Origin of the sequence: Mycobacterium europaeum (assembly GCF_002102155.1) — a bacterium.
Lineage (GTDB): Bacteria > Actinomycetota > Actinomycetes > Mycobacteriales > Mycobacteriaceae > Mycobacterium > Mycobacterium europaeum.
The window spans coordinates 78175-92491 of sequence record NZ_LQOU01000051.1; the positions used below are offsets into that span (position 1 = coordinate 78175).

At 66.7% G+C, this 14317-nt stretch carries 15 protein-coding genes; 8 read left to right on the top strand and 7 right to left on the bottom strand.

Annotated elements, in window-relative coordinates; genetic code table 11:
• Positions 1–21 precede the first annotated feature (21 nt).
• Positions 22–660, top strand: a complete 639-nt coding sequence (locus tag AWC03_RS22250; RefSeq protein WP_085243116.1) for a TetR/AcrR family transcriptional regulator — start codon at positions 22–24, stop codon at positions 658–660.
• Positions 661–690: 30 nt separating this feature from the next.
• Here AWC03_RS22250 and AWC03_RS22255 read toward each other — a convergent pair whose 3' ends face one another.
• Genes AWC03_RS22255 through AWC03_RS22285 form a run of 7 tightly spaced genes read right to left on the bottom strand, consistent with a single transcriptional unit; the run spans position 691 to position 8047 of the window.
• The gene (locus AWC03_RS22255) at positions 691–2118 is read right to left on the bottom strand and encodes a class I adenylate-forming enzyme family protein (RefSeq protein WP_085242863.1); all 1428 of its coding nucleotides are present in this window, start codon (positions 2116–2118) and stop codon (positions 691–693) included.
• On the bottom strand, positions 2115–3260 hold the full coding sequence (locus AWC03_RS22260; protein WP_085242864.1) for an acetyl-CoA acetyltransferase: 1146 nt from the start codon (positions 3258–3260) through the stop codon (positions 2115–2117). The genes AWC03_RS22255 and AWC03_RS22260 overlap by 4 nt, the downstream gene beginning before the upstream one ends.
• Complete coding sequence (locus AWC03_RS22265; protein WP_085242865.1) at positions 3257–4279, bottom strand: acyl-CoA dehydrogenase family protein; 1023 nt, start codon at positions 4277–4279, stop codon at positions 3257–3259. The genes AWC03_RS22260 and AWC03_RS22265 overlap by 4 nt, the downstream gene beginning before the upstream one ends.
• Before the next feature lie 11 nt (positions 4280–4290).
• Entirely contained in the window at positions 4291–5463 is a 1173-nt protein-coding gene (locus AWC03_RS22270) for an acyl-CoA dehydrogenase family protein (RefSeq protein ID WP_085242866.1), read from the bottom strand.
• 40 nt (positions 5464–5503) lie between these two features.
• A complete protein-coding gene (locus AWC03_RS22275; RefSeq protein ID WP_085242867.1) occupies positions 5504–6274 on the bottom strand; it encodes an aldolase/citrate lyase family protein in 771 nt (256 codons plus the stop codon).
• Positions 6271–7128 carry a 2-oxo-hept-4-ene-1,7-dioate hydratase gene (hpaH, locus tag AWC03_RS22280; RefSeq protein WP_085242868.1) on the bottom strand — a complete coding sequence of 286 codons (858 nt, stop codon included), beginning with the start codon at positions 7126–7128 and terminating at the stop codon, positions 6271–6273. The genes AWC03_RS22275 and hpaH overlap by 4 nt, the downstream gene beginning before the upstream one ends.
• Before the next feature lie 10 nt (positions 7129–7138).
• Positions 7139–8047, bottom strand: coding sequence for an alpha/beta fold hydrolase (locus AWC03_RS22285; RefSeq protein ID WP_085242869.1), 909 nt, complete (start codon positions 8045–8047; stop codon positions 7139–7141).
• Between the two features lie 198 nt (positions 8048–8245).
• Here AWC03_RS22285 and AWC03_RS22290 point away from each other — a divergent pair, with 198 nt between their 5' ends.
• Genes AWC03_RS22290 through AWC03_RS22320 form a run of 7 tightly spaced genes read left to right on the top strand, consistent with a single transcriptional unit; the run spans position 8246 to position 14315 of the window.
• Positions 8246–8497 (top strand): hypothetical protein, encoded by a 252-nt coding sequence (locus tag AWC03_RS22290; protein WP_085242870.1) that lies wholly within the window; start codon positions 8246–8248, stop codon positions 8495–8497.
• Entirely contained in the window at positions 8494–9654 is a 1161-nt protein-coding gene (locus AWC03_RS22295; protein ID WP_085242871.1) for a thiolase family protein, read from the top strand. Before AWC03_RS22290 ends, AWC03_RS22295 begins: the two co-directional genes overlap by 4 nt.
• On the top strand, positions 9651–10115 hold the full coding sequence (locus AWC03_RS22300) for a Zn-ribbon domain-containing OB-fold protein (RefSeq protein WP_085242872.1): 465 nt from the start codon (positions 9651–9653) through the stop codon (positions 10113–10115). Before AWC03_RS22295 ends, AWC03_RS22300 begins: the two co-directional genes overlap by 4 nt.
• Complete coding sequence (locus tag AWC03_RS22305; RefSeq protein WP_211279269.1) at positions 10112–11401, top strand: aromatic ring-hydroxylating oxygenase subunit alpha; 1290 nt, start codon at positions 10112–10114, stop codon at positions 11399–11401. Before AWC03_RS22300 ends, AWC03_RS22305 begins: the two co-directional genes overlap by 4 nt.
• A gap of 56 nt (positions 11402–11457) precedes the next feature.
• Positions 11458–11943 (top strand): aromatic-ring-hydroxylating dioxygenase subunit beta, encoded by a 486-nt coding sequence (locus AWC03_RS22310; RefSeq protein WP_142278495.1) that lies wholly within the window; start codon positions 11458–11460, stop codon positions 11941–11943.
• Positions 11944–11950: 7 nt separating this feature from the next.
• Positions 11951–13543: a class I adenylate-forming enzyme family protein gene (locus tag AWC03_RS22315; RefSeq protein ID WP_085242874.1), complete on the top strand. Its 1593-nt coding sequence runs from the start codon at positions 11951–11953 to the stop codon at positions 13541–13543.
• Positions 13527–14315, top strand: a complete 789-nt coding sequence (locus tag AWC03_RS22320; protein WP_085242875.1) for an enoyl-CoA hydratase/isomerase family protein — start codon at positions 13527–13529, stop codon at positions 14313–14315. The genes AWC03_RS22315 and AWC03_RS22320 overlap by 17 nt, the downstream gene beginning before the upstream one ends.
• The last annotated feature ends 2 nt before the right edge of the window (positions 14316–14317 follow it).

A 14317-nucleotide genomic window follows, 5' to 3' on the forward strand; every position in this document is an offset into this window, starting at 1 on the left:
ATCACAGGTAAGGTGCCGATCATGACGGTCACCGGGCAGGCAACTCCGGGCCGCGCCACGGCCTGGGGCGCCGATACGCCTATCGATGAGCAGCAGGCCCGGGATCGGCTGCTCGACGCCGCCGAGGCCTGCTACGCCGACCGCGGGCCCAGCCGCACGCGGATGAGCGACATCGCGCACCGCGCCGGCGTGCACCGCACCACGGTGTACTCGTATTTCCCCAACAAAGACGCGGTGTTGGCAGCGTGTTTCGTGCGTGCGGTGACCGAGGTCCTCGACGCCGGCGAGCCATGCTGGCACACCGACGAGCCGTTCCTCGAGCAGCTGGTGCAGGCGATGCTTATCGGTATGGAGGCCGGGCGCCGATCACCGGCCATGCGGCTGCTGATCGGTGAGCAGGAAGCCGGACGCACGTTCCGGGCCGCCGAAGCCTCCGAGCTGTGGCGCCGGGACCTCGCCGAAAACCTCGGTCAACGCATCGCGGCCGCGGCCGCCGGCGGTCAGGTCCGCGACGACGTGTCCCCGGAAACAATGGCCCACTGGGTCACCCGCATTGCGTTCAGCCTGGTCGCCGAACCGGCCCGGCCCGAAGACGGCGGCGACGAGGGCATCTTGCGGACCTTCCTCATCGCGTCCCTCGCGCCGGCCGAAAGAGCCTGAGCCGTATCACGATATCTCGTTACGGAGTAGCTACAGTGAGGCAGCGGCAGCCAACCTGCGCAACGCAACCCGGTCCGGTTTGAGCATCGGGGTCAGCGGGATGTCGTCGACCAGGACGAGGTGGTCGGGCGCCTTGTAGTCGGCCAGCTGGGTGCGCACGTGGGCGCGCAGCTCCGCCAGTGACGGTGCGGCGGCGGGATCTTCAGGCACGACGAACGCGACGCCGATCTCGCCGATGACCGGTGCCGGCCGGCCGACGACGGCGGTGCGGGCGACCCCCGGGTGGGTCGCGATCACCTGCTCGACTTCGACGGGATGCACATTGAACCCGCCGCGGATGTACATGTCGCCGGAGCGTCCGACGATCGACAGCGTGCCATCGTCGTTCAGCACCCCCATGTCGCCGGTGCGCAGCCAGCCGTCGCGTAGCACCGACGCGGTCAGCTCAGGGTCGCGCCAATAGCCGCGCATCACGCACGGTCCTCGGACCTCGACGACGCCGTCGTCGACGATGCGCACCGCCATGCCCGGCGCCGGCCTGCCCACGGTGCGGAACTGGATCTCGGGCGGATCTTCGGGCTCGGTGCCGCTGATCGTCGGGCATTCGGTCATGGCGTAACGGACCACCAGTGGCACTCCGATGCGGTCGGCCACCGCGCGTACCAGCTCCGGCGACGCGGGTGCGGTCGCGGCCACGCCCACCCGCAGATGTGGGAACACGGCCGGGGACACCTCCAGCAGCTTGGCCCACTGGGTGGGCACCGCACCCGCGACGGTGATCCGCTCCTCGCGCAGCGCGGTGGCCATCCCGGCGGCGGACCATGGCGTCGGCGGAATCACAAGCGTTGTGCCCCAAAGCAGTTGGTCCCAGAGCTTGAACATGTAACCGGCGTGGGCGAACGGCGTAGAGGTCAGGCGGCGGCCATAAGGTGCGCTCATCACCCCCGCCGAGGTCGCACCGGCCAGCAGATTGTTTCCATCGAACACCGCTCCCTTGGGCAAGCCGGTGGTTCCGCTGGAGAAGATCAACGCGACGGGGTCGTGACGGTTGATCTCAACATCGGGGACAGCCGGAAATCGGTCGCCGCTCTCGTCTGAAATGCGGCGCAGCTCGGCGGGTTCGGAAATCACCAGCGCCGGGTCGGCCTGCTCGAGGATCGCCCCGACCTCCCTGGGGCCCAGCCGGGGGTTGATCCCGGTGGTGATGGCGCCGATGATGGCCGCGGCCGCATAGCACGTCGCGTAGTCGATCCCCGACGGCAATCGCAGCGCCACCACATCGCCCTTGCCGACCCCACGGGCGACCAACCCGGCCGCGACCCTGCGGGAGCGCGACGCCCATTCCGCGAACGAGATTCGTGAGCCGGGTTCCACATACGCCTCACGGTCGCCGTACGTGACGGCTGCGGCCTCCAACAACTCGCGGGTGCTCGCGAAGTCACCGGCCAGCACCGTCATGGCTTCTCGTTACCGAGAATCATTGTGCCGCTGGAGCAGAACCAGCCCCCGGTGCCGCTGACACAGGCAATTTTCGCATCCGCCACCTGCCGCGGTCCGCATTCACCGCGCAACTGGCGAACCGCCTCGACAAGCAGGAACAGGCCGCGCTGGCCAGGATGACATGCCGACAGGCCGCCACCGTCGGTGTTGGTGGGCAGTTGCCCACCGATGCGCAGCGCTCCGGTCTCCACAAACGCGCCGCCCTGCCCCTTCGGGCAGAAGCCGAGGTCTTCGAGGGTGAGCAGCAGCATGTAGGTGAAGGCGTCGTAGAGTTCTGCCACGTCGACCTCGGCCGGCGACACTCCGGCCCGGGCGAATGCGAGCGGGCCACTGACCGCCGCGGGTCCGACGGTCATGTCGTCCCACTGCGAGGTCAACATATGCGAGGTCGTCTCGGCGGCGCCGAGCACCCACACCGGCTGCGACCGCAGATCCTTGACCCGGTCGGCGTCGACCATCACCACCGCGGCGCCGCCATCGCTGCGGATGCAGCAGTGCAGCTTGGTGAACGGGTCGGCGATCATCGGCCCCGACAGCACCTCGTCGATCGTTATCGGGTCGCGGTAATACGCCTCGGGGTTGTCCGCGGCGTTGCACCGCGCCGACACCGCCACCTCGGCGAGCTGCTCGATCGTGGTGCCGTACTGAGACATGTGGCGGCGGGCCGCCATGGCGTACTTGGAGATCAACGTATGTCCGTACGGCGCTTCCCACTGCAGCGGTCCGCGCGCACCCCAGTTGATGCTCGCGCCGCGCAATCCCTTCCTGAGGTCGGCACGAGCGGTGGATCCATACGTCAACAGCACGACGTCTGCGTGGCCTGCGGTGATGGCGTCGGCGGCGTGCGAGGCCATCACCTCCCACGCCGCGCCGCCGACCGCCGTCGAGTCTACCCACCGCGGACGCAGCCCCAGGTATTCACCGACGTCGACTGGGGGCAGCGTGCCCTGGCCGGTAGACGCAAGGCCGTCGACATCGCCGGGCGAAAGGCCGGCGTCGGCCAGAGCTCGACGGCTCGCCTGTGCGATCAGCTCGTAGGGCCCCTTGTCGTCGACGCGGCCCACGTCGGATAGCGCCACGCCGGCGATGGCAACCGTCACTGCAGCCTGTCCTGCGTGATCATTTCCGCGAGAACGTCGTTGGGCTCGGCGAACAGGTGCCGGAGTAGGTGGGAACGTTTGAGGTAGAGGTGCATGTTGCTTTCGAAGGTGTAGCCCATACCGCCGAAGACCTGGATGCCCGCCGCGGCGTTGTCGACGGCCGCCGTGCCGGCCACTGTGAATGCGGACAGAACCTGCCACAGCGCGTCGTCGCGCCCGCTATCCAAAGCGATTGCAGCGAAGACGGTTTGGGCCTGTGCGGCCTCGGCGGCGACCACCATGTCGACGCAACTGTGCTTGATCGCCTGGTTGGCGCCGATCGGCTTGCCGAACTGCTGGCGGGTCTTGGCGTGTTGGGTTGAGTCGGCGGCGGCGGCCAGCGCCAGTCCGGTCAGGAAAGCCGACGCGAGCACAACCGCGCGTCCCCAGATCCACTCCTTCTCGGCGGGCAGCCAATGCAGCGGCCCCGCCCCGGTCACCGACGCTGACGCCAACCGGACACCGGGGTCGGCGGACTCGATGATGGTCGGCTCGCCGAAAATCGCGATGTCGACGAGTGCGGCGCCCTGCCGCGATAGCACCAGTGCATAACGTGCACCGAACCAGTCGAGCAGGTCGAAGGTGCCCTTGACGCTGCGCGCCTCGCCGTCACCTCGTAATACCGCAAGCGCGACGGTCGCTGCGCCCGAGCCGATCTCACCGGCCAGCTCCGCGTCGCCGCAGGCGGCACCGACCCGTGCGGCCAACGTCCCCGCCAGGAACGGGCCTGGCGCCAGCCGCCTGCCCAGTTCGATGTGCAGCAGCACCTCGTCGTCGAACGGCTGACCGGACCCGCCGAATTGCTCCGGCAACCCGAGCGTGAGCAGTCCCATCTCGGCGCCCTCGCGCCATACCTCGGGCCGCACGGCTGCGGGCTCGGCGCGGTCGGCGCGCAGCTGCTCGACCGACATCCGTTCGGCGATGAATTCCGATGCAGTCGAGACGATTTCGAGCTGTGCGGCACTGGGCAGCAGATCCATGATTGCCTCCCCTACCTCGGCAGACCGAGCACACGCTCACCCAGGATGTTGCGCTGGATCTCCGAGGTGCCACCGCCGATCGCCTGCGAGAACGAGTAGTAGTAATAGCCCACCCAGCCGTCGGCGTCCCATCGCGACGAATGCCGAATAGCGCCCGGACCGAGGATGTCCATGGCCAGCTTGCCGATCTGTTTGGCGAGCTCGGCATAGAGCAGCTTGACCATCGAACCTTTCGGGCCCGGTGTCTCCGATTGCATGGCCAGGCAGATGTTCTGATAGGTCAGCGCCCGCAATGACGCCACCGCTGCCCGGGCGCGGGCCAGTCGCCGCGCGATCTCGTCGTCGGCGATGGCCGGCCGTCGGCCGTCCGGGCCGACATGGTCGCGGGCGTAGTCGATGAGGTCTTCGATGATCTTGGCCAGCCGCACCTGGTTCGCGGTGAATGCGGTGCCGCGCTCGAAGGACAGCGTCGACATCGCGACAGACCAGCCGTTGTCGATCTCGCCGACGACGTTGGACAGCGGAATTCGCACGTTGTCGTAGAAGACTTCACAGAATTCCGCGCCGCCTTCGATGGTCTCGATCGGCCTGACGTCGATTCCCGGTGCCGACATGTCGCAGATGACCCAGGTGATTCCGTGATGCTTACCGCCGGTGTTGTCGGTGCGCACCAACAGTTCCTGGTAATCGGCGACGGTGGCGAAGCTGGTCCACACTTTCTGGCCGGTGACAACCAGATCGTCGCCGTCGATCACGGCCTTGGTACGCAAGGCGGCGAGATCAGATCCGGCGTCGGGTTCGGAGAAGCCCTGGCACCAAATCACTTCTCCTTTGAGGATTTTCGGGAGGTGGAAGAACTTCTGCTCGTCGGTGGCACGCGTGATCAATGTTGGTCCGGCATGGGACAGGCCGACGAAACACGCGTCGATGCCCGGGAAGCCGCGCGCGGCGTACTCCTCGTACCAGATCAGCTGTTGCAGCAGGGTCAGTCCCTTACCGCCGTATTCTTCTGGCCACGCGATCCCGGCCCAGCCGCCCTCCCACTGGGTGCGCTGCCAGGCCAGGTCGTATTGGCGGATGCCGGTGTGGTCGCGCGGCCTGGGTTCGGTCGGCTTGTTCTCGTCGAGCCACGTGCGGACCTGGTCACGGAACTCCAGTTGATCGGCCGTGAAATTCAGGTCCATAGCTGCCGAGTATAGGTGACACTATAGTCAGAAATAAAGCTCATGGCGGCGGCTGGCGGTACCTGGCGACCAATTGTTCGGCGCCGCGGGCCAGCAGGGTCACATCCGCGCCGACCAGAATGAAGCTCGCTCCGGCGGCCAGATAGCGCCGGGCGAGGGTCTCGTTGAACGCGTTCACGCCCGCGCTCTTGCCGCGCTCGACGATCGTCGCCAACGCATTCTCAATGGCGCACACTACCTCTGGATGCTCGGGCTGACCGAGTTTGCCCATGGAGGCGGCCAGATCGGCAGGCCCGATGAAGACCGCATCGATTCCGTCGACGTCCGCGATGTCGCCCACCACTGCCAGCGCAGCCGTCGACTCCACCTGCACCGTCACCGACACACGGTGATCTTCGGTGACAAGATAGTCAGAAATGCGGTTCCAGCGGGAAGCTCTTGCCAACGTGCTGCCGACCCCGCGGATACCAGCGGGCGGGTACCGGGTTGCGGCGACGACGGCGGACGCTTCCGCGGGGCTGCCGATCATCGGGACGATGAGATTGTGCGCGCCGATGTCGAGGAGTTGCTTGATGAGGACCGGGTCGGCCACCGGCGGGCGCACCACCACGTCGACGTCGGGATAGCCGGCCAGTACCTGCAGCTGTGCCAACGTGCTATGGATGTCGTTGGGTGCGTGCTCCTGGTCGACCAGCACCCAGTCGATACCGGATCCGGCGCAGATCTCGGCGATGTACCCGCTGCCCGAGGCCAGCCACATGCCGAACCGTGGACCCTCACCGGCGATCCGTTGCACCCAGCGTGTGGTCATGGCGTCGGGTCACTCTGCTCGATGTCGCCGGCCGGGCGGCTCCGGGGGTCGAACAGCACCGAGACGGTGCCAAGCGGTCCATAGTCGGCGACGAAACTGTCCCCCGGCTCGGCGAACACCGGTTTGGTGAACGAACCGGACAGAATCACCTCACCGCGCTGCAACAAAACACCGTGCGGAGCGAGCCGATTGGCAAGCCACGCGACGCCGTTGCCGGGATGGTTGAGCACTGCCGCGGCGACCCCGGACTCCTCTATGGTGGCGTTGCGCAGCAGCAGCGCGGCCACCCAGCGCAGGTCGACGTCCAGTGGGCGGAACACCCGGCCACCGAGCACCAGCCCGGCGTTAGCCGCGTTGTCGGCGATCGTGTCCACGATCGTACGCAGGTGGCCGGTCTCGGGGTCGGACATCTGGACGCGGGCGTCGAGAATCTCCAAAGCGGGGGTCACGAACTCCGTGGCGCGCAGCACGTCGAACAGCGTGACGCCGGGTCCGCGCAGTGTTTCGCCGAGTATGAAGGCCAGCTCCACCTCGATCCGGGGACGAATGAAACGGCCGGGCGGCACATGGCCGCCATCCTCGATGAACATGTCATCGAATATCGCGCCGTAGTCCGGCTCGTCGATCGAGGCGGCCCGCTGCATCACCTTGGAGGTCAGGCCGATCTTGCGGCCCCTGATCACGCGACCATCGGCGACCTTCAGTCCGACCAGTGCGCGTTGTACCGCATAGGCATCCTCGACGGTCATCTGCGGATAGTCCAGCGACAACTGCCGGATCGGTTTGCGGTCATGCTCGGCCGCATACAGCCGCCGCGCGATGTCGTCGATCTCGCCGGGTTCCGGCCGTCTCATCGGCACGGTCTCACCTGGTGAGGAACGAAACGGCCGCCGAATTGAACTCTTTCGGGTCTTCGAAATGCGGCCAGTGCCGGACATCAGGCATCTCAAAGACCTCGGCATGCGGGATCAAGCGGGCAATCGAGGTGGCCGTCTCCTGGTACACCCCGTGGTCGCGACCCGAGGCGACCACCATGACCGGTGCGGTGATCGACCGCCACTTGTCCTCGGGTATCAGGTTGCGATCGCGAACCGCGGCGTCCTGCAGGATCAGCAGGTGGTCGATGCTCTCTCGAGTGTCGTCCCGCTGGTAGATCGCTCGGCGCAGCCCGATCAGGTCCGGCAGGCGGTTGGTCTCGTCGGCGATGAGGTGGGCGAACACCGCGTGCAGCGATTCCCAGGTGGGTTCGTTGACGGCTTTGGTGCGTTCGGCGCGGATACGCGCCATGTTCGATGCGGCCGCCTCCTTGCCTGCCGGCGACATCAGGATCACCTTCGACACCCGGTCGGGATGGTGCACCGCGATCGTCGAGGCCACCCAGGCGCCCAGCGACATCGCGACGAAGTTCGCCCGCTCCATCCCGAAGTGGTCCATCACGCCGAGGACATGCTCGACGTAGACCGCGATTTCGTAGTCGTAATCAGGTTTGTCGGAAAAGCCGTTGCCGACCATGTCGATCGCCACACAGTGGAAGTGCTCGCTCAGCGCGGCCAGGTTCGGCGCGAAGGTCTCCCAGTGCCCGCCTGTGCCGTGCAGCAGGATCGCGTGCGGCTTGTCCGGCCTGCCTGCCTCGGCGTAGCGGGTCCGCACCGGCGACCCGTACACGGCAACGTCGATGAACCCCTGCCGGAAGTCCAGCTCCTTGAGGTACATCCAGATGCTCCGGTAGTCCTCAGTATCGATCACGGCACCGGAGGTGACGGTCTCGGTCATACGGCCCCTTCGCAATGTTTCTGACATTGATGTCGCCAATTGTCGGTCATGCCTTTACGCAGCCAGTGTGCATGTTCAGGGGCGGTTGACGCAATGGCTCCCGACACAAAGTCGATTGATTCTGACAGTAGTATGCGGTAATACTTGGTGAGTCTCTCCGCCTGAACTTGAGCACCAGAGAAGAGTCCCGAGCGCCCGATGGAACCCGACAATCACACGCCGAAGCGTCGCGAGTTGGCGATCCTGATCAATGAGTTCGCCGCGGTCCGGCTGTGGCTGGACAGGTCAGGCAACGGCCGCCGCCTGCTGGTCGAGGATCTGGAAAGCGGTGACGAGGTGTTCTTGGACCCGCTGGAACTGTCCAGCTTCACCCTTGCCACGCCCGAGGATCGCGAGGATTGGCTGCGCGTCGGAAACTACCGGGGCGAACGAAAGCACCGGACACCATGACCAACGTGGACATCGTCGGGTTGGGAAAGACCCGGATGTCGCTGCAGCCCAGCCTGTCCGGGGACGCCACCCCGGTACAGCTCGCCGGCCAGGCCGCGCGGGCCGCCCTCGCCGACGCCGGCATCGGGCACCGTGACGTCGACGGTATGTTGGTCGGCTCGTCGCAGGGGGTACGGCCGGACCGGCTGGGAGTCGGGTTCGCGACGCAGGGCGGCTTCGGCGACCTGCGCCTCCTCGAGCACGTGGAGATCAAGGGCGCGACGACGGTCGCGATGATCCAGCGTGCTCGGCACGCCATCACCACCGGCGAGGCGGCGACAGTGATCTGCGTGTTCGCTGATGCGCCACTGCTGGCCGGCAAGAGATCGGGATCGACCTACGCGCACAGCGGCGGCAATGCCGGCACCCGTGGCCTGGAGCGGGCGTCGGGCCTCCTCGGCTCGGTGCCGACCTACGCCCTGCTGGCCCAGCGCTGGCTGCATGTCACTGCCAACAGTGCCGACGACCTGTGCGCCGTTGCGACGACGGCGCGGCGGTGGGCCGAAGGCAATCCCGACGCGGTGAACCGCGAGCCGCTGGATGAGAACGGATACCGGAGCAGTCCAATGATTTCCGAGCCGCTGCGACGGCTGGACTGCGCCCGGCCGGTGAACGGTGCCGTGGCGATCGTGCTGACCGGGGAACCCGCGATCGGCACGTCGCGGCTGCGGGTGCGCGGCACCGGACGGAAGCACCCGGTGCGGCGCCGTCGCGCCGGCGCGGAGTCCTGGTTCGGGGGCGGCCGCCGCGCCGTCGACGACGCGCTGAGCCAGGCCGGGATGGGCCGCGACGACCTCGATGTCGTGCAGCTCTACGACCCGTTCACCATCGTGACATTGATCCTGCTCGACGAGTACGGGTTGACCGGGGAGGCCCCGGTGGGCGAGTTCGTCCGGGCCGGCCAGCTCGGCCCGGGCGGTGCGCTGCCGACCAACACCGGCGGCGGTCAGCTGTCCGGTTTCTACCTGCAGGGCATGACACCGCTGGCCGAGGCCGTGATGCAGCTGCGAGGAACCGGCGGGGCACGTCAGGTCCCCGGCGCCAGCACTGCCCTGGTCGGTGGGATCGGCGGTCGGATGGACCACCATGCCGCGCTGGTGCTGGAGCGGGTGGCGTGAGCACCGTGAACGTCGTGTCCGACTGGCTGCTCAGCGCCGAGTTGGCGCCCGACGTCGAGCACGATCCACTACGTCCGCTCTACGACGCAGCCGCCCGCGGCGAACTGGCGTTGCCATTCTGCGCGTCATGCGCGCTGCCGCTCGAGCTCGAGCAGTGCGTGTGCGACGGGTGCGGCGGCCAGCACCGCGACTGGCGGGCGGTGGCCCTCGAGGGCGTCGTGCACTCCGCGACCGTCATGCACCGACGCGAGCCGGGTCTGGTCCTGACCGACGCTGCGTACCCGGTGGTCGACGTCGAACTCACCAGCGGCCACCGGCTCATCATGACCACGCTGCAACCCGAACCGACCGCCCCCGCGATCGGTACCGCGGTACGGGTGGCATTCCGTCGGCTCGGCACGGTCCATATACCCGCCGTGGCAAACTCCGCCAACACCACCGAACTAGGGGAAACTGCATGACCACTCTCGAACGGCCAACCACCACAGATGATTTCGACGTCTCGACAGTCGTGCGGCGCGACCGTGTGCACGGCTCGGTCTACACGTCGCCGGAGCTCTTCGCCCGTGAGATGGACACCATCTTCAAGAAGGGCTGGGTGTACGTCGCCCACGAGAGCGAGGTCAGCGAACGCGGCGACTACCTGACCCGGATGATCGGCCGCGAGCCCGTGGTGGTGGCACGCGGCAAAGACGATGTGGTGCGAGTGCTGTTGAACCGCTGCACCCATCGCGCCAACAAGCTGTGCAATGCCGAGAAGGGCAATGCCAACTCATTCCGCTGCCCGTACCACGGCTGGACCTTCTCCAATACCGGTGCGCTGTCAGGTGTTCCGATGCGCGAGGCATATGGTGAGGCGTTTGACCAGGTGCGCTCCGAACTGGGACTGGCCGAAGCGCCGCGGGTGGACAGCTACGGCGGGTTCATCTTCGCGTCGCTGTCCCCGGAGGGCGTCACGCTGCGCGAGCATCTGGGCAAGGCGACCCACGCGATCGACCGCCTGCTCAACCTGTCCCCCACCCGCTCCATCGACCTGCGCGCCAACTGGATGAAGCATCTGCACCACGCCAACTGGAAGATGGTGGTGGAGAACAACGTCGACGGCTACCATGCGCTGTTCACCCACGCCTCGGTGTACGACGCGATTCGCCCCGCCAAGGTTTCGCACGTGCCTACCAAGGTCGACGTGCTGGTTCGCGACATCGGCGACGGGCACTCCGAAATCGATTACAGCAACGAATACCGCAAGCTCGATGAGGAATTCGTCTGGTACGGCCGGATTCCGCGGGCCAAGCTGGCCGAGTATGTCGGCGCGCTCGAGGGCGCCTACGGGCCCGAGCAGACGCATGACGCGTTGGTGGTCGGCCCGCCGCACACGCTGATCTGGCCCAACCTGTTTCTGGCCGAGATGAACGTGATGTTCGTCGAACCGCAGGCCGCCGACCGCACCGTCGCCTACACCACGGCGGTCCTCATCCCGGGACAAGACAAGCTCAACGAACGCACGCTGCGTCGTGCCGAGGGTGCGATGGGGCCTGCGGGCTTCCTGATCGCCGACGACGGTGAGATCGGCATGCGCAACCAGGCCGGCCTGGCCGCCGAAGAGCCCGAGTGGCTGGTTCTGTCCCGCGGTGTCGACAGCGACGTCGCCGATGACACCGGCATTATCAACAACGACAAGAGCGCCGAGACACCCCAGCGTGGCTTCTATGCCCAGTGGGCAGCTGTCGTCGGCGGGAAGGCCTGACCGCCATGACTATCGAAACAGACACTGCTGACCGGTCTGCGATCATCTCGGCGGCGATGCGCCCAGTGCCAGATCCTGAGATCCTGTCGTTCCTGCACCTGGAGGCGCGACTGGCCGACGAGGGCCGCTACTCGGAGTGGGAGGCCTTGTGGGCCGATGACGGGGCCGACGTCCTCTACCGGGTGCCGATGCACCCCGATGACGATCCCCGCACCACGTTAGCCTACATCAACGACAACCGCAGGCGCATCAAAAGCCGTGTGGCCCAACTCAATACCGGAAACCGCCATTCGCAGATCCCGCCCTCGGTGATGCGCCGGGTACTGTCCAACAGCGAGGTGACCGATACCACCTCGGATACCGTGACCGTCGAGTCCAATTTCTCGCTGTTCGAATACCGCTACCGGCAACGGTTCTGGGCCGGCCGGGTCAGTCACACCGTCCGTCGCACCGGCAAACCGGGCGAGCTGTGGCTGGTGCGCAAGATCGTCAATCTGATCGACGCCGGCGGCCCGGTCGACACGTTGGCTTTCCTGATATGAGAACCACGTGCTCGTAGGCGATATCTCGGCCAACAACGCCCGCCGCTATCCGGCGAAACGTGCCCTGGTTGACGGCGACCGGGTGCTCACCTGGTCGCAGGTCGAAGACCGGGCGCGGCGGGTGGCCAGCCTGCTACTGCACCGCGGCCTCTCTCCGGGCGACCGGGTGGCGGTGATTGCGCGCAATTGCATCGAATGGCCCGAGATTTCGTTCGGGCTGGCCAAGGCCGGACTGATCGCGGTGCCGGTGAACATCCGGCTGGCACCCGACGAAGTGACCCACATTCTGGACGATTCGGGTGCGCGGGCCGTGATCGTGCACGCCGACCAGCACGACAAGTTCGCTCTCGAGCTTGCCGACCTGATGGTCCTGACCATCGGGCCGGACTACGAGAGCGCGCTGGCGGCCGCCGATCCGCACCCGCCGCGGCTGGACATCTCCCCCGACGATGTCGCGGTCATCCTGTACACCAGCGGAACCACCGGCCGCGCCAAGGGCGTGATGCACACCCACCGGGCACTGCTCTATCAGGCCGCCGACACCAATCTGGTGACCGAGGCCAACCGGTCCGATGTGATGCTGGCGACCACGCCGTTCTTCACCGCCGGCGGCATGGTGCGCACCGTGTCGTGGCTTTATCTCGGCCAGACGATGGTGATTCACCAGCGGTTCGATCCGCATGCGGTGATCGACGAGATCGAAAGCAGCGCAATCACGTTCACGACGTTCATCCCGACCATGCTGCATCGGACGCTGGCAATCCTCGAGAACGGTCCGGCCCGCGACATGTCGAGCCTGCGACGGATCTCCTACGGCTCGGCCCCGGTACCGCCGGGGCTGGCGCAGAAGGCGATGGATCTGCTGGGCTGCGACCTGCAACAGCGCTACGGACTGACCGAATGCGGCGGCCAGGCCACCATCCTGACGCCGCAGGACCACCGCGACATCGTCGCCGGCAAAACATCGACAGCCACTTCCTGCGGGCAGGAGACCCCGATGTGCTCGATTCGGATCGTGGACGGCGACGGCGTGACCCTGCCGGCCGGGGAGATCGGCGAGATCGTGATCGAGAGTCCGGCGAATGCGATCGGGTACTGGAACCGCCCCGAACAGACGGCTGAGACATTCCGGCCCGACGGGTTGCGGACCGGGGACCTCGGGTACCTCGACACCGAGAACTACCTGCATATCACCGGCCGGAGAACGGAGCTGATCATCTCCGGCGGATTCAACGTCTACCCTGCCGAGATCGAGCGGGTGATCGCCCACCACGACGGCGTTGAACTCGTCGCGGTGGTCGGTGTGCCGGACCCCGAGTGGGGTGAGTCGCCCGTCGCAGTGGTGATCCCCAGAAACAAGAAGGGCACCGCCGCCGACCTGGACGGTCTGACCGCGGAACTGACAGTGCTGTGCCGAGCCGAACTCGCCGGCTACAAGCAGCCACGCCGATTCGAATATCGCGACGCGTTTCCGCTGGGACCGGCGGGCAAGATACTGAAGCATGAGATAGCCAATGAGCTCAGCGAAGCCGGCACTGGGGATGGGCTCACGCCCATGGCATCAGGACCGAGCAAGGAGGGCCATGACCGATCTGGCTAACCCGACCACCATCGAGTTCGAGGTCGCCGATCACGTGGCGACGGTGACGCTGAACCGTCCCGACCAGCTGAACAGCTTCAACGAGCAGATGGCCACCGAGCTGATCGCGGCCTGGCGGCGGGTCCGCGAAGACGACGACATCTTTGTCGCGGTGGTGCGTGCAAACGGTGAGCGGGCGTTCTGTACCGGTATCGACGTGTCCAAGGGTGCGTGGTGGCATCACCTGCCGATCTTCAATCAGGAAGATCCCGGCGCCCACCTAGGACCGAAAGCAAACCTGGTGTGGAAGCCGGTGATCGCCGCGCTGCACGGCATGGTGGCGGGCGGCGCGATGTACTTCGTCAATGAATGCGAGTTCGCCATCTGCTCGGAGAGTGCGACGTTCTTCGATCCGCACGTCAACTCGGGTCGGGTGTCGGCGCTGGAGCCGATGGGGATGCTGTCCCTCGGTGTGCCCTACGGCGAGGTGATGCGCTGGGCTCTGTTGGGCAGCGAGGAACGGCTCACCGCGCAGACCGCGCAGCGGATCGGATTGGTCACCGAAATCGTGCCCGACGATCAGTTGCGCACGCGCGCCGCCGAGTTGGCCGGCGAGATCGCGGCCCGCCGACCCCTGGCCATCCAGGGCACCGTACGTGCCATGTGGGAGGCGAGGGACCTCGCACCGAGCCTGCGCCAGCGACACGGCCTGTCCTACACCCAGATTGGCAACCCCAAGGGCGACGAACGGACCGACTCGCGGACCAACAAGCGCACACCACGCTTCCGGTGACC